A 20,976-nucleotide genomic window follows, 5' to 3' on the forward strand; every position below is an offset into this window, starting at 1 on the left:
CCGTCTGGACGGGTGACACCGTACGGACTGGGAGGCACGGCATGTCCACAGGAGTGATTGTCGCCATCGTGGCGGCGGTCGTCATCGTGGCCGCGATCGTCGCGGCCGTGATGACGCAGCGCGGCTCAGGAGGCCCTGGCCTCAAGCGCCGTTTCGGACCCGAGTACGAACGGACGCTGGCACGCAACGACGGAGACATCCGTGCCACCAGGCGCGAGCTCACCGAGCGCGTCAAGCGGTACGGCGACATCGACCGGCGGGAACTGTCCGCCGAGGCGCAGGAGCGGTACGCGACCCAGTGGACCGCGGTCCAGGCGGAGTTCGTCGAGGACCCGGCGGCGGCGGTCGAGAGGGCGGACGGGCTGATCGCCCAACTCGCCGCGGAGCGCGGCTTCCCGGCGGCTGACTCGCCGGAGCACGTGGACGCGCTGTCCGTGCACCACCCGCACTACGTACACGGCTACCGGGAGGTGCACGAGGCCTCCACGGGCGGCGGCAAGCACAACACCGAGGATCTGCGCAAGGCGCTGGTCTCGGCGCGTGCGATGTTCGACGACGTGCTGCACGCCGACGGCACCGCCCGCGACCGCGAGGCCGTCCCGGCGGCCGAGCAGGAGCCGGAGCGGGAGACCGAAGTGGCACCGAACGAATCCAAGCCGGTCATCGGCAAGCGACTTGCCGCGCTCACAGGGCGTGGACGGACGGAGGAGGACCAGTGAGAGACACAGCTTCGGTCGAGACGTCCCGAACGTCTGACCAGGAGAAGGCTGCGGCGGACAAGGCTGCTGCGGACAAGGCTGCGGCGGACAGGGCTGCCGCCGGCGACGCCGGTACGGACGCGGCCACGTCGGACAAGGCCGCCGCGGACGCCGCGGACAAGACCGGCGCGGACGCCGCGGACAAGACCGGCGCGGACGCCGCGGACAAGGCCGCCGATCGCGACCTGGCGGCGAAGTCCGCCACGCAGTCCGGCACCGACCGCGAGGCGGAAGCCAAGCCCGTGGCGGTACCCGGCACGGTGCGGGAGCAGGGCAGCGCCGCCGCCACGAGCCTCGGCGGCGACCGCGACACGGCGGCGAAGTCCGCCACCGGGTCCGGCACCGACCGCGAGGCCGGCAGGACGGGCACCACGGGCCGTGACTCGGACCGCGACCTGGCGGCGAAGTCCGCGACGGGCCGTGACTCGGACCGCGACCTGGCGGCGAAGTCCGCGACGGAGCACGGCACCGACCGTGAGCCGGGCAGGCCCAGCACCAGCAGCCTCGGCGGCGACCGCGACCTGGCGGGCAAGTCCGCAACGGAGCACGGCATCGACCGTGAGCAGGCCAAGTCCGCCACCACGGGCCGCGGCACCGGCCGGGACACGGCGGCCGCCTCTGGCGCCGGGCACACGGCCGTCGGCACCACCACGACCGGCGGCACAGAGACCGCTCCCGGCGCGGACGTGCCGGGCAGGCTCGGGCGCCGGATGGAGCACGCCATCGGCGGCTTCGTCGACGACCCGCGCCGCGCGGTGCGGGAGGCCGACGATGTGCTGGACGACGCGATCAAGCACCTCGCGAAGGTCGTGGAGAACCGCAGGACCGCGCTTCGCACCGGCTGGAAGGAGGGTGCGGACACCGAGGAACTGCGGGTCGCCCTCACCCGCTACCGCGACATGACCGACCAGCTCCTCGCGCTCTGACCTCGGTGCACCCGCCCGAACCGCAGGTGCGGCAGGCTCCCCGGACGGCCGCCTGCCGCACCTGTTCCGGCGTCTGCCGCACCTTTCGCGGTGCCCGCCTCAGTCCCCGGGAGGGGTGAAGGTGGTCGCGGGGGAGAACGCCGCGCGACGGGTCGCGCGGCGCAGGGCCGCGAGCACCGTGGGGCCGAGGGTGAACGAGAGGACCGCGGTGAGGGCCGCGCGGGGGACGTCCCAACCGAGCGACGTGGTCAGGCAGTAGGTGGCGAACCGCGCCAGGTTCGCACCCAGTGAGACGTGCGGCGAGTAGCTGATGTCGGAGGCCAGGCCGCCGATGTACGGCCAGCCCTGCAGATTCATCACGGTGCCGTAGGCCACAGCGGCCACCGCCCCGTACACCGCGAGCAGCACCACTTCGGCCCGGCCGCGCAGGCCGGGCCGTGGCAGCAGGCCCGCGCCCATGGTGACCCACCCCATGGCGAGCATCTGGAACGGCAGCCACGGGCCGACACCGCCGGTCAGCAGCGCGGACGCGAACATCGTCAGGGAACCGAGCGTGAAGCCGAAGCCGGGTCCTAGCACCCGGCCCGACAGCACCATCAGGAAGAACATCGGCTCGATACCCGCCGTCCCCGCCCCCAGCGGCCGCAGTGCGGCCCCCGCGGCGGCGAGCATGCCGAGCATGGCGACGGCCTTGGGATCCATGCCGTTGTCGGCGATCGTGGCGATCACCACGGCGACCAGCAGCGGCAGCAGCGCGGCGAAGAGCCAGGGCGCGTCGGCGCTGTGCGCGGCCACCGCCGAGCCGTGCGAGGCGACCAGCGGCCAGCAGAAGGCGGCGGCACCGATCGCCGAGACCAGGGCGAGCACCGTGACGGCGCGGGGTCCGAGCCCGACCGGGCGGGGGCCGGCGGTCATGGGGTGGCCTCCAGCGCCCGGGTGACCTGGGTGACGGTGAGCCAGGGCGCGGGCGCGAGCACCTTCGCCGTCTGCGGGGCGAAGGCGGGCGAGGACAGGACGACGTCGGCGGCCGGGCCGTCCGCGACCACCTCGCCGTCCGCGAGGATCACCACCCGGTGCGCGAGGTCGGCGGCCAGTTCCACGTCATGGGTGGCCAGCACGATGGCATGGCCGGCGGCGGCGAGCGCCCGCAGCCGGCCTGCCAGCCGGGACTTCGCCGCGTAGTCCAGGCCGCGGGTCGGCTCGTCGAGCAGCAGCACCGGCGGGCTCGCGGTCAGCACGATCGCCAGCGCGAGCGAGAGCCGCTGGCCCTCGGACAGGTCGCGCGGATGGGCGGTGTCCTGCACCCCGGGCAGCAGGTCGGCGACCAGGCCGCGGCAGGTGCCGGGCGCCGCGGCGGCGTCCCGGTCGGCGGCGGCGCACTCGGCGGCGACGGTGTCGGCGTAGAGGAGGTCGCGCGGCTCCTGCGGGACCAGGCCGACCCGGCGCAGCAGTTCCGCGGGCCTGGTGCGGTGCGGGACCGCGCCGCCGACGGTGACCGCGCCCGCGGACGGGGTGTGCAGGCCGACCAACGTGGAGAGCAGGGTGGACTTGCCGGCGCCGTTGCGTCCCATCAGCGCCACCGTCTCGCCCGCCCGCACGGTCAGGTCCACGCCCCGCAGCGCCTCCACCCGCCCTCGTCTCACGCCCAACCGCTCGGCCCTGACCAGGAGTTCACCGGACGCCGGACCGCCGTCGGCCACGGCGGGGGTACGGTCCGCGAGGCGTTCGCGCAGCGGGGCCGCCGCGCGGCGGGCGTCGCGTATCGACAGCGGCAGCGGCGACCAGCCCGCGAGGCGGCCGAGGGCCACCACCGGGGGGTGGACGGGCGAGACGGCCATGATGTCGGCAGGCGGCCCGACGACCGGCGGGGCGCCGGGGGAGGGCAGCAGGATGACCTGGTCGGCGTACTGCACGACCCGCTCCAGGCGGTGCTCGGCGAGCAGCACGGTCGTCCCGAGGTCGTGGACCAGCCGCTGGAGCACCGCGAGCACCTCCTCGGCCGCGCCGGGGTCGAGCGCGGAGGTCGGCTCGTCGAGCACCAGCACCTTGGGGTGCACGGTCAGCACCGAGCCGATCGCGACCCGCTGCTGCTGCCCGCCGGACAGCGTCGCGATCGGGCGGTCGCGCAGCTCGGCCAGGCCCAGCAGGTCGAGGGTCTCCTCCACGCGGCGCCGCATGGTGTCCGGGGCGATGCCCAACGACTCCATGCCGTAGGCGAGTTCGTCCTCGACGGTGTCGGTCACGAAGTGCGACAGCGGATCCTGCCCCACCGTGCCGACGATGTCGGCGAGTTCACGCGGCCGGTGGGTGCGGGTGTCGCGGCCCGCGACCGTGACCCGGCCGGTGAGGTGGCCGCCGGTGAAGTGCGGCACCAGGCCGCTCACCGCACCGAGCAGGGTGGACTTGCCGACCCCGGAGGGCCCCACCACGAGGCACAACTCACCCTCGGGCACATCGATGTCGACGCCCTGGAGTGCCGGCGCCGCGGCCTGCGGGGTGTCCGCGTAGCGGAAGGAGACCTGCTCGAAACGGATCACCGCAAGGCTCCCTTCGGGGCGGCGAGGGCGGGGACCAGGCCGAGCAGCACGCACGCCGCCGGCCACAGCGGGAGGGTGGGCGCGGTCAGCGGCACCGCGGGCGGGTCGAGAGCCGCCGGCGCGTAGGCGGTCGCGGCGATCATCGCCGCGGCCACCGCGACACCCGAGCCCGCGACCAGCCAGGCCCTGCCACCCCACGCGTCCGGCCGGTAGCGGGTGCGCGGCGAGCGCAGCCCGCCGAGCCGCAGCCCCGCCGTCGCCGCCGCGACGCCCAGCAGCAGCACCGGCATGCCGTAGCCGGCGCCGCTCGCGGCGAGCAGCGCGTAGGTGCCGGCGCAGATGCCGAGCAGGCCGCCGACGGTGAGGGCGGCGGTGGCGCGGCGAACGGCCGGCGCCACGTCGGCGGTACGCCCGTAGCCGCGCGCGTCCATCGCGGCGGCCAGCGCCACCGAGCGCTCCAACGCGCCCTCCAGGACCGGCAGTCCGACCTGGAGCAGCGCCCTGACACCGCGGTCGTCCCGGCCGCGCAGGCGCCGGGCGGCCCGCAGCCGGGCCACGTCCGCGACCAGGTGCGGGGCGAAGGTCATCGCCACCACGACGGCGACGCCCGCCTCGTACAGCGCGCCCGGCAGCGACTTGAGCAGCCGGGCCGGATTCGCCAGCGAGTTGGCGGCGCCGACGCAGACCAGGAGGGTGGCGAGCTTCATGCCGTCCCTGAGCGCGAAGACCACCGCCTCGGCGGTGACCCTGCCGCCGAGGCGGACGCCCTGCGCCCAGCCGGGCAGCGGGATCTCCGGCAGCGTGAAGAGGGTGTGGGTGCCGGGGATCGGCGAGCCGAGCAGCACCGCGAAGACGAGGCGGATCGCCAGCACCGCGAGGCCGAGCCGCAGGAAGGTCCCGTAGGAGCGCGACCAGGGGGCGTCGGTCCGCCGGGCCGCCACCACGTAGCCGGCCACCGCCGTGACCAGGCCGAGCAGCAGCACGTTGGTGGTCCGGCTCGCGGCGGTGGCCAGCCCCAGGGCCCACACCCACCAGGCCCCGGCGTGCAGGGTGCCGGCGGACCTGCCGGCCCGGCGCGTCAGCGGCCGCAAGGCGGCCTTGGGAAGCCGGGCACCGGCGCCCGCGCCGCGGTCGTCCGCGGCCGGCAGCGCGGGCGCGCTGCCGGGGGTGCCCGTGGGGTCGCCGGGTGCGGGGGCTTGGCTGCCGGTGCTGTGGCCGGTGGCCGGCCGAGCGGGCGGTGCCGCCGGGAGGCTGCCGGGGGCGCCAGGGGGTGTGGTGGCGGGGCGGCCGGGCGGGCGCGGGCTCGGCGGCCTCTTCCGCGGGCCGTCCGCCGGCGGGGGGACCGGCGCGGTCATCGGCGGCGGCGGGATTGCCAGATGGCCGCTGCCGCCAGGGCGGCGACGGCGGCCGCGCCCGCGATCAGGCCGAGGGAGGGGCCGTCGTGCGAGGACTTTGGGGCCGACGCGGTGGACGACGACACCTGCTCGCCGCAGCCGGCGGCCGGATAGCCGGTGATGGCGCAGACGATGCCGGCGGAGTTGTAGCGCAGCGGCCTTGCCACGGCGGCGAGGGCGTCGGCCGAGGACGCGTTCTGCGGGATCCGGGCGCAGGCGGTGCGGGGTGCGGGCGGGGCCGCGGTGGTGGGGGCGTCGGCGGGCGTGCCGGGGTCGATGAGCAGGGCGACGCGCTTGCTGCCCCGCACCGGGGGGACGGCCGCGCAGATGTGGGCGAAGTCCGCGCTGCCGCGCGGCTGGACGGCCTTCGCCGCCGCGTCCTTGCTGATCGCGAAGCGCCAGCCCTCGACGCTGCCGTCGGCGGGCGTGTGCATCGCGGGGCCGGTCTGTGCGTAGGTCCAACTGCCCCCGGAGTTCAGCCAGTAGGACCAGTAGCGGTAACCGGCGGCGTGCGCGGGGGCGGCGACGGCGAGCAGCAGCAGGACCGCGGCGGCTGCCGGGAGTGCGGCGAGGCGGCGGCAGCGCATCAGCCCTGCCGTCGCTTCCGCCCGCTGATCAGCAGGCCGACGCCGGCGCTGGCGACGAAGACGACGCCGACGACGATCCAGGTGGTGCTGCCGGAGGAGGAGTCGTCCTTCTTCTCCTCGGCGCCGGGCATCGCGCCGGTGGCCCGCTTGGTGGCCGCGGGACCGAGCGCGATGAGCTGCTGGAGCGGGCCGTCGACGGCCCCGGTCCGGCCGGCGCCGGCCATGATCAGCTGGGCCAGCGCGGCCGGGTTGCCCTTGGACCAGGCCGCGGAGTCGGCGGCCAGCCAGTCGGCGGCGGCCTTCGCGTCGGCCGAGCGGCCGATGCCGTCGAGGGCCGCCACGGCGTCGGCGGTGGTGCCGTAGTCGGGCGTCGGGGTGTCGGCGCCGGGCGTGACCGCGTTGAGGTGGCCGCCGCCCGCGCGCAGTTGGGCGACCAGCCAGTCGGCGGCGGCGTTCGCGGCGCCGTTCGCGTCGAGCGAGTCGTAGGCCTTGGCGTCGGTGTCGCAGTCCGCCGGCTTGGGCGCCGCCGCCGGGGTGGTGGTCGACGGCTTGTCGTAGGTGTAGCCGGTGAGGTGCCCCTGGACCAGGCCGTTGATGGCGTCGGCGGTGGCCTTGGCGTTGGCCTTCAGCTTGCCGTCGGTCCCCGGGTAGCCGAAGGCGCCGCGGTCGGCGGCCTTGGCCGCGCAGCCGAACTGGAAGCCGCGCAGGGCGGCGTAGGACGTCTTGCCCTTGGCGTTGGGCGTGCCGGCGGCGTCCTTGCCGAGCGCGCCCAGCGCGATGGCGGTGGAGTCGGGGTCGGAGGCGCCGCCCGGGTTGTACGACCAGCCGCCGTCGGCGTTCTGGACCGTGCGCAGCCATGCCTGGCCCCGTTCCAGGGCCTCGCTGGTCCCGGCGCCGCGCACGACGACCAGGGCGTTCAGGGCCATGCCGGTGGCGTTGGTGTCCTCGGTCTTCGGGTCGCATGCCTTGGCGGTGTCGGCGCGGTAGGACGGCCAGCCGCCGTCCGCGCACTGCTGGGCGAGCAGCCAGCGGGTGGCGGCGGCGCCGACCACGTAGCCGGACGTCGATATGGCCTTCTCCGCGTACGCCTGCCGCCACACCCCGTCGTACGTCGGGTCGGCCGTGCCGTACAGGTCGCCGCGGGACGGCGGTGCCGGGGCCTGCGCGGTTCCGGTGGCCGCCTGCGGCGTGGTGTCCGCGAGTGCGAGGGGTGCCGTCAGTGCGGTGAGCGACGTGACGGCGGCCAGCACGAGGGCGGCGCGGCGGCGCAGGGGCATGAGGTCGAGGCCTTTCCGGGTCTGGGGGAGCCCTCACCCTAACGTGTGGCGGCCGTCCGCCAGGGGTGACCTCCGGCACCCCCCGGCCGCCACCGGGTGCTATGTGGCGGCGGCCCCGTGCTTGATCGACTGGAGGAAGCGGGCCAGGGCCGAAGGTGTGGTGGAGAGCACGACGCCCGGTTCGTCGCTCTCGCGCAGCAGCACCGCACCCCCGGCCGTGACGGCGAGTTCCACGCAGTCCCCCTGCTCCTGCGAATACGTGGACTTCTGCCAGATCAGCGTCGGCGCGGTCATCGGCTGGCCTTCCGGTCTCAGAGTTCTCTGGCGGCGCTGAGGATGAAGTCCCGGGACTGGGACTCGTCGAGTGCGACCGCGGCGAGGGTGTTGTACAGCGTTCGGTAGTTGGCCAGTTGCGGCGCCGCGTGCAGGAAGGTGACGCCGTGCGCGGAGTCGATCTGCACGGTGTCGAGCGCGCGGACGGTCCCGCTGGTGTAGAGCATCGCGTGGCCGGAACCGATGTGGCCGTCCGCGGCGAACGGGATGACGCGGACGCTTATGTGCGGCAGGTGGCTCAGCTCCTGGAGGTGTTCGAGCTGGGCGCGCGCGACCTTTCCACCGCCGAACCGCATGCGCAGCGCCGCCTCGTGGATCAGCGCTTCGTAGCGCGGGGCCGACTCCCGGTAGAGCACCCCCGAGCGCTCCATCCGCTGGGCGACCCTGGCCTCCAGCTCGCCCGGCGGCAGCGGCGGGATCGCGTAGCCGAAGACCGTACGGGTGTAGTCCTCGGTCTGGAACACCCCGGGGATGTGGGTGATCTGGATGGTGCGCAGCCAGGTGGCGTGGAACTCGAGTTCCGCGATGTCCAGCAGCGCTGCCGGCACCACCCCGCGGTAGGTCTCCCACCAGCCTTTGCGGCCGAGCCCGTTGGCCATCACGACCAGGGCGTCGATGAGTTCGGTGTCGCCGCATTCGTAGAACGAGGCGAGGCGGCGCAGCCGCTCCTCGCTGACTCCGAGCCGCCCGGCTTCGATGTGGCTGACCTTCGCGGGGTCGGTGCCGAGCAGACGGGCGGTGTCGCGAGCGGTGATGCCGGCTGCCTCGCGCATTTTCCGTAGCTCCGCACCGAGGCGCTCCTGGCGGGCGGTTGCGGTGCTTCTGAGCGGCATGGTGTCCCTTCTTGATGCTGGTTCGAGTGTGCCGTTCCGCTCACCTCGGGTCCAGATCGTTTCTGGAAATTTCGGCGACAAGGTTGCAGAGGGGCACTATTGCCCCATATGGTTCTGAGGGGCATGCGTACATGAACAGTCAACTCCCCTGGGACGTGCGGTTGTTGACAGGGGTACGCGGTCACGGCGATGACCGGTGCCACTTGAGGTGCACCCGTCATCCCCGCGACTGCCCGCCGGGTGCCGGCCCATTCATCACGCCTGCCGGACCCGTGCGTTCTGCACGGTCATGAGGTGACATCGGTTACTTCACCATTCCCTCGCTGATATGAAAATCTTTGTCCGTCACCGCCACTGGGGGGATCGATGGACAATCGCTACGAAATATTCTGTCTTGCGGACCGGTACTTCTACGAGAGTCTCGACCGGCTTCCCTTCGCGGTGCGCGACGATTCCGGGTCCGCTTCGGGTACCGCCGCGGAGCCGCTCGTGGAGAACTTCGAGACGGCGCAGCGCGACGTCCCGCAGGGCTGGCAGATGGTGCGGACTGGCGACTGGCTGCACCTCGATCCGACGCCGGGCTCCGGTCGGGGCAGCCGCCCGCGACAGGGCTGGAAGATCCATGTGTCCGCCGCGCTCGGCAATGCCGACAAGGTGGCCGCAAAAGTCTGGGACCACTGCGTCCCGCGCGGCATCCCGTTCAAATTCGTCCCCAGCCCGCAAATGCTGCTCCTGCGCAACTCGAAGTACGCCGGCCGTGACACCAGCGGGAAATTCGTCACGATCTATCCGGACAGCGAGCAGCAACTGCGGGAAATACTCGAAGAACTCGGTGAATTGCTCGACGGGGAACCTGGCCCCTACATCCTCACCGACCTGCGCTGGGGGGAAGGGCCGCTCTACGTACGCTACGGCGCTTTCCTGAAGCGCTTCTGCGTCGGCGAGCGCGGCACCCTGGTGTCCGCGATCGAGGACGCGGAAGGCCGGCTCGTACCCGACAGTCGCGCCCCCGCCTTCCACGTACCCGACTGGGTGACGCTGCCCGACTTCCTGCATCCGCACTTGCAGGCGCGCAACAGCACGACCGTCGGCGACCTGCCCTACCGCATCGAATCGGCACTGCACTTCTCCAACGGCGGCGGGGTCTACATCGGCACCGACACCCGCAGCGGCGAGAAGGTGGTGCTCAAGGAGGGCCGCCCGCACGCCGGGCTCGCCTCCGACGGCGCCGACGCCGTCACCCGGCTCGAACGCGAAAGGGACGCGCTGCTGCGGCTGTCGGGCCTGGGCGTCGCCCCGGAGGTACGCGACTGGTTCGTGCTCGGGGACCACCGCTTCCTGGTGATGGAATTCCTCGAAGGCACGCCTCTGAACAGCCAGTTCAGCCACCGCCACCCGCTGCTCTCGCCGGACCCCGACCCGGAGGTGGTCGCCGACTACACCCGGTGGGCACTGCGCGTCCACGCCGGTGTCGAACGGGCCGTCGCCGCCGTCCACTCCCGCGGTGTCGTCTTCAACGACCTGCACATGTACAACATCATGATCGGCCAGGACGGCGAGTCGGTGCGGCTGCTGGACTTCGAGGCCGCCGCGGCCGACACCGACAACCTCCGCCAGTCGGTCGCCCACCCCGGTTTCATGGCACCGCGCGACCGCCGCGGCACCGCGGTCGACCACTACGCCCTGGCCTGCCTGCGGCTGGCGCTCTTCCTTCCCGTCACCACCCTGCTCCCGGTGGACCGGGAGAAGGCCGGCCACCTCGCCGAGGTCATCGGCGAGCAGTTCCCGGTGCCGCGCGCCTTCCTCGAAGAGGCCGTCGCCGAGATCACCCGCGACCTGCCCGCGGCGGACCGCCGCACCGGCCGCTACCTGCCCGCCGCGACCACCGACTGGCCCGCCGCCCGGGACGCCATGGCCGAGGCGATCCTCGCCTCCGCCACACCCGGCCGGGAGGACCGGCTCTTCCCCGGCGACATCGTGCAGTTCTCCGACGGTGGCGGCCTCGGCGTCGGCCACGGCGCCGCCGGCGTCCTGCTCGCCCTCGAGGAGACCGGGCTGCCCCGCTACGAAGAGGGCGAGCGCTGGCTGCTCGACCGCACCGCACCGCCGCCCGCCGGCACCCCGCTCGGCCTCTACGACGGCATCGCGGGCATCGCGTACACGCTGGACCGGCTCGGCCACACCGAACGCGCCCTGGAGCTGATCCGCACCCTGCTCGGCGAGAAATGGCAGCAGTCCGGCTCCGACCTGTCCGGCGGCCTCGCGGGCATCGGACTGGTCCTCGACCACCTCGCCCACCGCACAGGCGAGACCGATCTCCAGGAACGCGCGCTGGAGGCCGCCGGCATCGTGGCCGCACGCCTCGCCGCCACCGGTACCCCGCGCGCCGGGCTGATGCGCGGCGCCGCCGGCCCCGCACTGCTCTTCACCCGGCTCCACGAACGCCTCGGCGCCCCCGCCCTGCTCACCCACGCCACCCGCGCCCTGCAACTCGACCTCGACCGCTGCGTGCGCACCGCCGCCGGCGGACTCGACGTGGACGAGGGCTGGCGCACCATGCCCTACGTCGGCGACGGCAGCGTCGGCATCGGCCTCGTCCTCGACGACTTCCTGCAACTCGCCCGCGCCGCAGGCAACCTCGACCCGGCGGTCGCCGACCGCTTCGAGCAGGCCCGTACCGACATCGTCGCCGCGGCCACCCTGCGCCTGTACGCCCAGCCCGGACTGTTCTCCGGCCGGGCCGGCATGATCCTGCACCTCGCCCGCACCAGCACGCCCGCGCTGCCCGAGGGCGCACTCGCCGCCCAGATCGACGCGCTCGGCTGGTACGGCATGCCCTACCGCGGCGGGCTCGCCTTCCCCGGCAACCAGATGATGCGGCTGTCGATGGACCTCGGCACCGGCACCGCCGGATGCCTGCTCGCCCTGGGCGCGGCCCGCAGCGGCTCCACCGCCGGGCTGCCCTTCCTGCCGCCGCTCGCCGGCGGCTCCTGATCCGGGTCCGGCCGCCCTGGCCGGAGCCGTGCACCACCTGGAGTTCCTCCCATCGAAAGGACACTGTCATGGCACTTCTCGACCTGCAGAACCTGGAAGCGGTCAAGGACGACACCACCGCGCCCGCGTCCCTGAGCGCGCTCAGCCTGATCGGCTGCATCAGCTCGGTGAGCTTCCTCATCTGCCTGTAGGGCACCCTGCCCCGGGCGGCCCGCCAGGCCGCCCGGGGCTTCGCCGTACTCCACGCACTCCGCTCGCAGGGAAGGAGCACCCACATGGCGGTCGTGGCCGATGCCACGCAGCACAACGTCGCAAGGGTGGTGGGAATCACCGGACTCGGACTGGTCTCGGCCGGCCTCGCGCTCGCCCTGCCCTTCGCCCTCGGCCGCGCCCTCGACCAGCTGTTGCGCGGTGCGGACTCCGCGCACTGGGTGCTGCTGTGCGTCCTGGTCGTCGCCGCCCAGACGGCCACCGACGCAGGCGCCGACCTGCTCGCCGGCCTCACCACCGCCCGCGCCACCGCCCGGATCCGCCGCCGCACCGTACGCCACGTCCTGGCGGCCGGGCCGCGCGCGGCGGACAAGGGGACAGGCGACCTGGTCACCCGGGTGGTCGGCAACGCCTCTGACGCCGCCGCCACCCCCGCGGCCGGAGCGGCGCTCCCCGCGGCGCTCGCCGCACCGCTCGGCGGCATCGTCGCACTCGGCCTGACCGATGTGTGGCTGGCCGTCGCCTTCCTCGCCGGCGCACCGCTGCTGACCCTGCTGGTGCAGCGCTTCGCGCGGGCCACGTCGGACTGCATCACCGAATACCAGAAGGCACAGGGCCGCATCGCCACCCTGCTGATGGAGGCGCTCGGCGGCGCCAGGACGATCGCCGCGGCGGGAACCGAGGAACGGGAGAACAACCGGGTCCTGGGACCGCTGCCGGAACTCGGCACGCAGGGGCGGCGGATGTGGCAGGTCCAGGGCCGCGCGAACGCCCAGGCCGCCGTGCTCGTCCCGCTGCTGCAGATCACCGTCCTCGCGGTCGGCGGGATCAGGCTGACCGCGGGCGCGCTGAGCCTCGGCGACCTGCTCGCCGCCAGCCGCTATGTGCTGCTGGCCACCGGAATCGGCGTGGTGGTCGGCCAGTTGGGCGCCCTCGTCAAGGGCAGGGCCGCCGCGACACGGGTCGACGAGGTGCTGGCAGTGCCCGTTCCCGCCTACGGCGAGCGGCGGTTGCCCGAGTACGGGCCCGGCACCCTGGAGCTGCGCGGCGTCACCGCGGTCCGCGGCGCGGAGACCGTACTGGACCGGCTCGACCTGACGGTGCCCGGCGGGCACAGCGTGGCGGTGGTCGGGCGCTCCGGCGCGGGCAAGTCCGTACTCGCCTCGCTCGCAGGCCGGTTGGCGGAGCCCGACAGCGGGACCGTCCTGCTCGACGGCTGCCCGCTGCCGGAACTGTCGGGGCACGAACTGCGGGACGCCGTCGGATACGCCTTCGAACGGCCGGTGCTGCTCGGCGACACCATCGGCGACGCCATCGCCTTCGGACCACGCCCGCTGCCACCCGACAAGGTCACAGAAGGGGCCCGCGCCGCCGAGGCGGACGGCTTCGTCCGGCTGCTCCCCGACGGCTACGCCACCGCCCGCAGCCGCGCGCCCTTCTCCGGCGGCGAGATCCAACGCCTCGGCCTGGCAAGGGCGTTCGCCCATTCCGGGCGGCTGCTGGTGCTGGACGACGCGACATCCAGCCTCGACACCGTCACCGAGGTCAAGGTGGCCCGCGCGCTCTTCCACGACCACTCGCACAGGACCCGGCTGCTGACCACCCACCGCGCCTCGACCGCCGCCCGCGCCGACCTGGTCGCCTGGCTCGACGAGGGGCGCGTCCGCGCCTTCGCGCCGCACGAGGTGCTGTGGGCGGAGCCCGGCTACCGGGCGCTCTTCGGGGCCGGCGCCGATGAATGAGATCAGGATCAGGGACGCGGTCCGCGGGCGCGGCCGCGTCGTCGCGGTACTGCTGTGCTGGTCGGTGCTCGAGGCCGGGCAGACCTTCCTCTTCGGCTTCGCGCTGGCCCGCGCGATGGACGAGGGCTTCCTGCGCGGCCGGCAGGGCACCGGCCTGTGGTGGCTCGCGCTGGCCGCCGCGGCCGTACCGGTCGGCGCCTACGGCACCTCGCGGGTCTTCGGCGCGGTCGCCGGGCTGGTGGAACCGCTGCGCGACCGGCTGGTCCGCCGGGTGGTCGGGCGCGCCCTGCGGGACGCGGTCGGCGGCGACGGGCAACCGGCCGACTCGGCAGTGGTCTCCCGGCTCACCCACCAGGTCGAGATCGCCAGGGACTCCTTCGGCGGCATCGTGATGGTGCTGCGGTCCTTCCTCTTCACCGCGGCGGGCACCCTCGCGGGCATGATCGCGCTCGCCCCCGTCCTGCTGCTCGTGGTGCTGCCCCCGCTGGCCGCGGGCACCGCGCTGTTCGTGCTCGCGCTGCGCCCGCTGGCCAAGCGGCAGCGCAGCTTCCTCATCGCGGACGAGGCCGTCGCCGAGGAGTGCGGCGCGCTCGTCGGCGGGCTGCGCGACATCACCGCGTGCGGAGCGCAGCAGCCGATGGCCGAACGGGCCGGTGCCCGGGTCGAGGCCGCGCTGCGGGCGGCCCGCGCCCTGGCCAGGTGGGGGGTGCTGCGGACCGCGGCGCTCGCCGTCGGCGGCCAGCTCCCGGTGGTGCTGCTCCTGGTCGCCTCACCGTGGCTGCTGTCCTCGCACCGCGTCACGCCCGGGGCGCTGCTCGGCGCCTTCGCCTACCTCACGCAGTCGCTGCAGCCCGCACTGCAGAACCTGGTGCACACCCTGGGCGTCGCCGGAACCCGGCTCGGGGTCGTACTCGCCCGGGTCGCCGGCGGTTCAGGACCCGCGCCCGCCCCGCCGCCCGCGCGCCCCGCGGCCGCACCCGCGCCCGGCACCGTGCTGGACCTGCGGGGCGTCACCTTCGCCTACGGGCCCGCCGCCGAGCCGGTGCTGCGCGATCTCGACCTGGCCGTGCGCGCGGGCGAGCACCTTGCCGTCGTCGGGCCGAGCGGCACCGGCAAGTCCACGCTGGCCGGGCTGGTCGCGGGCCTGCTGCAACCGTGCGAGGGCGAGGTGCGGCGGGCGTGCCCTGTCGCCCTCGTCCCGCAGGAGGCCTACGTCTTCCGGGGCACCGTGGCCGAGAACATCGGCTACCTCCGCGAGCAGACCACCCCCGCGGGGGTCGGCGCCGCGGCGGCCGCGGTGGGCGCCGCCGCGCTGGTCGACGCGCTCGGCGGACCCGGCGGCGAGGTCGACCCGGCCGCGCTGTCGGCGGGGGAGCGGCAGCTGATCGCCCTGGCACGTACCTACCTGGCTCCCGCCGGCGTCGTCGTGCTCGACGAGGCCACCTGCCATCTCGACCCGGCGGCGGAGGAGTTCGCGGAGGCGGCCTTCGCGGCCCGGCCCGGCACCACCCTCGTCGTCATCGCCCACCGGATCAGCTCGGCCCGCCGCGCGGACCGCACCCTCGTCCTCGACGGCGCGGACACCGCGTGCGCCCCGCACGCGGAGCTGCTGACCGGCTCCCCGCTCTACCAGGACCTCGCCGCCGCCTGGGTCGCCACATGACGGCGGCGGTCCACCGGCGGCGGACCGGTCAGAGCCAGCCCGCGAAGCGGGAGATGCGGATGGCGTCGACGCGGTTGCGCGCACCGGTCTTGCGCGTGATCGCGGCGAGGTAGTTGCGCACGGTGCCGTTGCACAGGTGCAGGCTGCGGGCTATCTCGGTGACGGACGCCCCCTCGGCGCTCAGCGACAGCACGCTGAGCTCCCGCGGGGTCAGCGGCATGTCCGCGGCCTGGAGGAATTCCACGGCGAGCGACTCGTCGACGAACCGTTTCCCCTGGGCGACCTGCCGGACCGCGGCGGGCAGCCGGTCCGCGGAGCGGTCCTTGTTCACGTATCCCAGAGCGTCCGCCGAGTAGGCCCTCCGCAGGTCGCCCGGCTTGCCCCCGCTGGTCAGGACGATCAGGGCGCACTCGCTCCTGCCGCCCCGCGCGCCGACCGCGGGGGCGGCGGCCCTGTCGGTGTGACGGCGCCAGCCGGGACACTCGGCGTCGACCACGCACACGTGCGGGCCGTACAGCCGGCCGGTCTGGCTCAGGTGGTGCCAACCGGAGTCCGTCACCTCGAAGTCCGGCTCCTTGCGGAGTAACGCCGCGAGAGCGGATCTCAGCAGGCTCGTGTCATGGGCCACCAGCACGTGTATCAACTCGGATTTCCCCCATCGTCATCGCACCGGTCCCCGGAACGTCAGGCTCCGCACCCACTCCGGTTCTACCCCGGCAAGATGTCTGGGAGGACCCGGATTCCGGTCATTCGGGGGCAGTCGAGGGGGTTGTGATGCGCTCGGGGGGCGCGCGGCACGCCACCGAGTACGCCGCGCACGGCCGTTCGCGGCACGGATCCGCCGGGCGGGTCCGCCCGGCGGGTCCGCGGGGTGTACGGCGCTACGAGGCCGGCGCCGCCCGCCCCACCAGCCGCCGGAGCCGCTCCTGCGTCGGCGAACCGGGCTCGGGGAAGTGCACCACCACGCTGCGAGTGGCGGGCGAGCCCGCGCCGTGCTCGGGCTGCTGCGGGGGTGGGGTCAGGTGGGGATCAGGCGGCAGGCTGTTTTGATGTCCTCGGCGACCTGGGCGACGGGGGAGCGGTCGCCCAGCCAGCCGACCAGGGCCGCATGCCATGTGTGCTCCACCACGCGGACGCCGCGTACGCAGTCGGCCGACGGTTCGCCGTCGAGCCGCATGGCATCGAGGATGATCGCCCGGGTCAGCACCGAGACCGTGTCGACCTCCGCCCTGACCGAGCGGTCGGCGAAGATCAGTGCCCGCACCATCGCGTCGGCGAGCAGCGGCTCGCGCTGCAGCGCGCGAAAGGCCCGCAGCAGCGTCTCTGCCACCCGTTCCCCGGGGGACGCGGCGGCGGGCGGCCGGTCGCGGAGCGCGTCGTGCAACTGCCCGAGCTGGTCCTGCATGACGGCGACCAGCAGGTGGATCTTGGAGGGGAAGTAGCGGTAGAGGGTGCCGAGCGCGACGCCCGACTCCTCGGCGACCTCCCGCATCTGGACCGCGTCGAAGCCGCCGCCGGCGGCGAGCCTGGTGCTGGCGTCCAGGATGCGCCGCCGCCTGGCCTCCTGGCGTACGGTCAAAGCGGTGATGCGGCCCATGGCGTACTTCCATCCGTCACACGCGGGCACCGGCAGCTGCCGGGCAGCGCCCGTGGGGCCGCCAGGTTGCCGGTGGACTCGCCGTCTGTACCATCGAGTCTGAAACTTGTTCTAGATTAGCGCGACCGGTTACGCTCCGGCTCTATCGCTGCGAAGGGGGCCGGGAGTGACGGCAGAGGCCAGGCCGCTACGGATCGCGCTGCTCAGCTACAAGGGCAACCCCTACTGCGGCGGCCAGGGCGTGTACGTCCGGCACCTGTCCCGTGAGCTGGCCGCCCTCGGCCACCGCGTCGAGGTGATCGGCGCGCAGCCGTACCCCGTACTGGACGCGCTCGGTGACGGTGTCACCCTCACGGAGCTGCCCAGCCTCGACCTCTACCGGCAGCCGGACCCCTTCCGTACACCCAAGCGCGGCGAATACCGCGACTGGATCGACCTGCTGGAAGTCGCGACGATGTGGACCGGGGGCTTCCCCGAGCCGCTGACCTTCAGCCTGCGGGCCAGGCGGCACCTGGCGGCCCGCCGCGCCGACTTCGACGTCGTCCACGACAACCAGACCCTCGGCTACGGCCTGCTGGGCCTCGGATTGCCGCTGGTCACCACCGTGCACCACCCGATCACCGTGGACCGCAGGCTCGACCTGGCCGCGGCGGCCGACTGGAAGCGGCGCGCGTCGATACGGCGCTGGTACGGCTTCACCCGGATGCAGAAGCGGGTGGCCGGGCGGCTGCCTTCTGTGCTCACCGTGTCCGGCTCGTCGAGCGCCGAGATCACCGCGGACCTGGGGGTGCGCCCCGAGCGCATCCACACCGTGCCCATCGGCGCCGACACCCGGCTGTTCGCCCCCGACCCCGCGGTACCCGAGGTGCCCGGACGGATCGTCACCACATCGAGCGCCGACGTACCGCTCAAGGGCCTGGTCTTCCTGGTCGAGGCGCTGGCCAAGGTCCGGGTGCAGCACCCGGCCGCGCACCTGGTGGTGGTCGGCAACCGTCCGGAGAGCGGGCCCGTCGCCGACGCCATCGACGACTTCGGCCTCCAGGACGCCGTCGACTTCGTCAAGGGCATCAGCGACGCGGAACTCGTCGACCTGATCCGCAGCGCCGAGGTGGCGTGCGTGCCCTCGCTCTACGAGGGCTTCTCGCTGCCTGCGGCGGAGGCGATGGCGACCGGCACCGCGCTGGTCGCCACCACCGGCGGAGCCGTGCCCGAGGTCGCCGGGCCCGACGGCGAGACCTGTCTCGCGGTGCCGCCTGGCGACGCGGGCGCGCTGGCCGCCGCCCTCGACCTGGCCCTCGCCGACCCGCGGCTGCGCCGCCGGCTGGCGGACGCGGGCCGCGCCCGCGTCCTGGCGAACTTCACCTGGACCAGGGCCGCTTCCGCCACCGCGGAGCTCTACCGCGAGGCCATCGCCGCGCAGGGCGGCACCCCTCGGGGGCGTGCCGCCCGCACCGCGGGACGGGCCCCGGCGGGCCGCGCGGAACCGCGTGAGCCGGCGCTCCTGAGCGGGGCGGGCAGCGCCCCGGGTCCTGCGGTGGCGGGCAGCCCGTCCGCCCCGGGCCGCGCGGCCGCCCGCACCGCTGAAGCGACAGGGTGTGAAGCCGCCCGCACCGCTGAAGCGACGGGCCGCGCGGCCGCCCGCACCGCTGAAGCGTCCGGGCGTGAAGCCGCCCGCACCGCAGAAGCCCTCGCGCCCGAGCGCGAAGCCGCCCCCGCAGGGGGACCGGCCCAGAACGTCGTCGTACCCGGAACGGGGAACCGCGCATGCTGACCGTCGACTTCGCCCGCTTCCCGATCGCCGCGGGCGACCGGGTGCTCGACCTGGGCTGCGGCGGCGGCCGGCACGCCTTCGAGTGCTACCGGCGCGGCGCCCGCGTCGTCGCGCTCGACCGCAACGGCGAGGAGATCCGCGAGGTCGCCAGGTGGTTCGCGGCGATGAAGGAGGCGGGCGAGGCGCCGGCCGGCGCGTCCGCGACCGCGATGGAGGGCGACGCGCTCCGACTGCCCTTCCCCGACGACAGCTTCGACGTGGTCATCATCTCCGAGGTGATGGAGCACATCCCCGACGACAAGGGCGTGCTCGCCGAGATGGTGCGGGTGCTGCGGCCCGGCGGCCGCATCGCGGTGACCGTGCCGCGCTACGGCCCTGAGAAGGTCTGCTGGGCGCTGTCCGACGCCTACCACGAGGTCGAGGGCGGCCACATCCGCATCTACAAGGCCGATCAACTGCTCGACCGGATGCGGGAGGCGGGCCTGCGCCCGTACGGCACGCACCACGCGCACGGGCTGCACGCTCCGTACTGGTGGATCAAGTGTGCCGTCGGCGTCGACAACGACAAGGCGCTGCCGGTGAAGCTCTACCACAAGCTGCTGGTCTGGGACATCATGAAGAAGCCGCTGGCCACCAGGGTCGCGGAGCAGGCGCTCAACCCGCTGATCGGCAAGAGCTTCGTGGCCTACGCGACCAAGCCCCGGCTCCCGCTGGACGCGCTCGACGCACCGGACGCGCTGGACGCGCTGGACGCCGCCAAGTGACCTGGGCGGAACGCGGTCAGCGCAGGACGGAACGGCTGGCGCTGCCCGGTGTGCTCACCGCGGAGCAGGCCGCGCTGACCGTCGACGCGATGCTCGCCGTGCAGCGTCCCGACGGCGCCATCCCGTGGTTCCCCGGCCACCACCTGGACCCGTGGGACCACATCGAGGCGGCCATGGCGCTGGACGCGGCGGGCGAACACGCGGCCGCGGCGGCCGCGTACGACTGGCTGGTACGCCACCAGGAGGCGGACGGCGGGTGGTTCGCCGCCTACCAGGACGGCGATCCGGCGCGGCCGACCGACCGCGCCCGCGAGTCCAACTTCTGCGCCTACGTGGCCGTCGGCGCCTGGCACCACTACCTGTCCACCGGTGACGACGCGTTCATCGAGCGGATCTGGCCGACGGTCGCGGCCGCCGTGGAGTTCGTCCTGGCACTCCAGCAGCCCGGCGGGCAGATCGGCTGGAAGCGTGAGGCAGCGGAGAGCGGCGGCGCGGCGGTCACCGACGCGCTGCTGACCGGGAGTTCCTCGGTGCACCAGGCGCTGCGCTGCGCCCTGGCGATCGCCGAGCACCGCGAGGAGCCGCAGCCGGACTGGGAGCTGGCGACCGGTGCGCTCGGCCACGCGATCCGGCGGCATCCCGAGCGCTTCCTCGACAAGGGCCGCTACTCGATGGACTGGTACTACCCGGTGCTCTCCGGCGCCCTGCGCGGCCCGCGCGCGCTGGCGCGGATCGAGGAGGGCTGGCAGCGCTTCGTGGTGCCAGGACTGGGCGTGCGCTGCGTGCTGCCCAATCCGTGGGTGACCGGCGGCGAGACCGCGGAACTCGCCCTGGCGCTGTGGGCGGTGGGGGAGTCCGACCGTGCGGTGCGGATCCTCGCCGACATGCAGCACCTGCGGGCGGAGGACGGCCTGTACTGGACCGGCTACGTCTTCGACGACGACGCGGTCTGGCCCGCCGAGCGCACCACCTGGACTGCCGGGGCACTCCTGTTGGCGGTGGCCGCTCTCGGGGGGGACGAGGCGACCACCGCCGTTTTCGGGGCCGAGCGACTGCCGAACGGCCTTGCGCCCGGCTGCTGTCCGACCCGGCTCTGACGGATCACCCGGGCGTCAGGCCCGGTTGACCCGGCCGGCGATGGCATGCGCGATCAGCATGTAGACGACCGCAGGCAGGCCGTAGTTGAGCACGGTGCGCCACTTGGCGTTGTCCACCGTGAACAGGTCCTTCGACCACCCTGCCAACCAGTTGGCCGAGTGGTGGACCCAGTCGACCAAGTCGTTCGCCCGGTTGGCGTCGAAGACGAAGAAGAGGATCCACAGGACGAGGATCAATGCAGCGATGTCTGCGGCGATGAGAATGATCACCGCGGCGGGGTTGCCGCCATACCGTCTGGCCATGACAGCCGTCTTGCCCCGATCGGGTGGTCGAAACCCGTTCGTTCGAACCCCCTTGCGCAACACGGCGGCCGGCCCCCCCCGGGGGGGGGGGGCGGCCCCCCGCCCGCGGGGGTAACGGTGAGCCCCGCGGGGTGGCGCGGCGGGGCGGGGGCACCCCCCCCCCGCCCGCCCGGGGCGGCGCGCTCAGCGC

19 protein-coding genes are annotated in these 20,976 nt (G+C 74.2%); 9 read left to right on the top strand and 10 right to left on the bottom strand.

Annotated elements, in window-relative coordinates; all coding sequences use genetic code 11:
* Positions 1 to 41 precede the first annotated feature (41 nt).
* On the top strand, positions 42 to 719 hold the full coding sequence (locus ACGFMP_RS07585) for a hypothetical protein (RefSeq protein ID WP_393670935.1): 678 nt from the start codon (positions 42 to 44) through the stop codon (positions 717 to 719).
* Positions 716 to 1,684 (top strand): hypothetical protein, encoded by a 969-nt coding sequence (locus ACGFMP_RS07590; protein ID WP_393670936.1) that lies wholly within the window; start codon positions 716 to 718, stop codon positions 1,682 to 1,684. The genes ACGFMP_RS07585 and ACGFMP_RS07590 overlap by 4 nt, the downstream gene beginning before the upstream one ends.
* A gap of 99 nt (positions 1,685 to 1,783) precedes the next feature.
* Here ACGFMP_RS07590 and ACGFMP_RS07595 read toward each other — a convergent pair whose 3' ends face one another.
* From ACGFMP_RS07595 to ACGFMP_RS07625, 7 genes are all read right to left on the bottom strand, one after another.
* Positions 1,784 to 2,599 (bottom strand): ECF transporter S component, encoded by an 816-nt coding sequence (locus tag ACGFMP_RS07595; protein ID WP_393670937.1) that lies wholly within the window; start codon positions 2,597 to 2,599, stop codon positions 1,784 to 1,786.
* Positions 2,596 to 4,221 carry an ABC transporter ATP-binding protein gene (locus ACGFMP_RS07600; RefSeq protein ID WP_393670938.1) on the bottom strand — a complete coding sequence of 542 codons (1,626 nt, stop codon included), beginning with the start codon at positions 4,219 to 4,221 and terminating at the stop codon, positions 2,596 to 2,598. The genes ACGFMP_RS07595 and ACGFMP_RS07600 overlap by 4 nt, the downstream gene beginning before the upstream one ends.
* Positions 4,218 to 5,576, bottom strand: a complete 1,359-nt coding sequence (locus ACGFMP_RS07605; protein ID WP_393670939.1) for a CbiQ family ECF transporter T component — start codon at positions 5,574 to 5,576, stop codon at positions 4,218 to 4,220. The genes ACGFMP_RS07600 and ACGFMP_RS07605 overlap by 4 nt, the downstream gene beginning before the upstream one ends.
* On the bottom strand, positions 5,573 to 6,202 hold the full coding sequence (locus ACGFMP_RS07610; protein ID WP_393670940.1) for an SCO2322 family protein: 630 nt from the start codon (positions 6,200 to 6,202) through the stop codon (positions 5,573 to 5,575). Before ACGFMP_RS07610 ends, ACGFMP_RS07605 begins: the two co-directional genes overlap by 4 nt.
* A complete protein-coding gene (locus ACGFMP_RS07615; protein WP_393670941.1) occupies positions 6,202 to 7,479 on the bottom strand; it encodes a prenyltransferase/squalene oxidase repeat-containing protein in 1,278 nt (425 codons plus the stop codon). Before ACGFMP_RS07615 ends, ACGFMP_RS07610 begins: the two co-directional genes overlap by 1 nt.
* Before the next feature lie 99 nt (positions 7,480 to 7,578).
* Positions 7,579 to 7,773, bottom strand: coding sequence for a DUF397 domain-containing protein (locus ACGFMP_RS07620; protein WP_393670942.1), 195 nt, complete (start codon positions 7,771 to 7,773; stop codon positions 7,579 to 7,581).
* A gap of 17 nt (positions 7,774 to 7,790) precedes the next feature.
* Positions 7,791 to 8,645, bottom strand: a complete 855-nt coding sequence (locus ACGFMP_RS07625; protein ID WP_393670943.1) for a helix-turn-helix domain-containing protein — start codon at positions 8,643 to 8,645, stop codon at positions 7,791 to 7,793.
* A gap of 366 nt (positions 8,646 to 9,011) precedes the next feature.
* On the opposite strand from ACGFMP_RS07625, the gene lanKC reads away from it, so the two are divergent.
* From lanKC to ACGFMP_RS07645, 4 genes are all read left to right on the top strand, one after another.
* Entirely contained in the window at positions 9,012 to 11,639 is a 2,628-nt protein-coding gene (lanKC, locus tag ACGFMP_RS07630) for a class III lanthionine synthetase LanKC (RefSeq protein WP_393670944.1), read from the top strand.
* Positions 11,640 to 11,707: 68 nt separating this feature from the next.
* A complete protein-coding gene (locus ACGFMP_RS07635) occupies positions 11,708 to 11,830 on the top strand; it encodes a SapB/AmfS family lanthipeptide (RefSeq protein ID WP_393670945.1) in 123 nt (40 codons plus the stop codon).
* A gap of 84 nt (positions 11,831 to 11,914) precedes the next feature.
* Positions 11,915 to 13,591 carry an ABC transporter ATP-binding protein gene (locus ACGFMP_RS07640; protein ID WP_393670946.1) on the top strand — a complete coding sequence of 559 codons (1,677 nt, stop codon included), beginning with the start codon at positions 11,915 to 11,917 and terminating at the stop codon, positions 13,589 to 13,591.
* Entirely contained in the window at positions 13,584 to 15,254 is a 1,671-nt protein-coding gene (locus tag ACGFMP_RS07645; RefSeq protein ID WP_393670947.1) for an ATP-binding cassette domain-containing protein, read from the top strand. Before ACGFMP_RS07640 ends, ACGFMP_RS07645 begins: the two co-directional genes overlap by 8 nt.
* Positions 15,255 to 15,282: 28 nt before the next feature.
* Here the strand turns inward: ACGFMP_RS07645 and ACGFMP_RS07650 are convergent, their stop codons facing one another.
* Both ACGFMP_RS07650 and ACGFMP_RS07655 read right to left on the bottom strand, forming a co-directional pair.
* Positions 15,283 to 15,897, bottom strand: coding sequence for a LuxR C-terminal-related transcriptional regulator (locus ACGFMP_RS07650; protein ID WP_393670948.1), 615 nt, complete (start codon positions 15,895 to 15,897; stop codon positions 15,283 to 15,285).
* 375 nt (positions 15,898 to 16,272) lie between these two features.
* Entirely contained in the window at positions 16,273 to 16,851 is a 579-nt protein-coding gene (locus ACGFMP_RS07655) for a TetR family transcriptional regulator (protein WP_393670949.1), read from the bottom strand.
* A gap of 148 nt (positions 16,852 to 16,999) precedes the next feature.
* Here ACGFMP_RS07655 and ACGFMP_RS07660 point away from each other — a divergent pair, with 148 nt between their 5' ends.
* From ACGFMP_RS07660 to ACGFMP_RS07670, 3 genes are read left to right on the top strand one after another with little or no spacing between them, the layout of a single operon-like run.
* Positions 17,000 to 18,622 (top strand): glycosyltransferase, encoded by a 1,623-nt coding sequence (locus ACGFMP_RS07660; protein WP_393671364.1) that lies wholly within the window; start codon positions 17,000 to 17,002, stop codon positions 18,620 to 18,622.
* A complete protein-coding gene (locus ACGFMP_RS07665) occupies positions 18,616 to 19,386 on the top strand; it encodes a methyltransferase domain-containing protein (RefSeq protein ID WP_393670950.1) in 771 nt (256 codons plus the stop codon). The genes ACGFMP_RS07660 and ACGFMP_RS07665 overlap by 7 nt, the downstream gene beginning before the upstream one ends.
* Positions 19,383 to 20,483, top strand: a complete 1,101-nt coding sequence (locus ACGFMP_RS07670; protein WP_393670952.1) for a prenyltransferase — start codon at positions 19,383 to 19,385, stop codon at positions 20,481 to 20,483. Before ACGFMP_RS07665 ends, ACGFMP_RS07670 begins: the two co-directional genes overlap by 4 nt.
* 15 nt (positions 20,484 to 20,498) lie before the next feature.
* Here the strand turns inward: ACGFMP_RS07670 and ACGFMP_RS07675 are convergent, their stop codons facing one another.
* Positions 20,499 to 20,786, bottom strand: coding sequence for a hypothetical protein (locus ACGFMP_RS07675; RefSeq protein WP_393670953.1), 288 nt, complete (start codon positions 20,784 to 20,786; stop codon positions 20,499 to 20,501).
* Positions 20,787 to 20,976 lie beyond the last annotated feature (190 nt).

It is taken from the genome of Streptomyces sp. NPDC049040 (assembly GCF_043197715.1).
GTDB lineage: Bacteria > Actinomycetota > Actinomycetes > Streptomycetales > Streptomycetaceae > Actinacidiphila.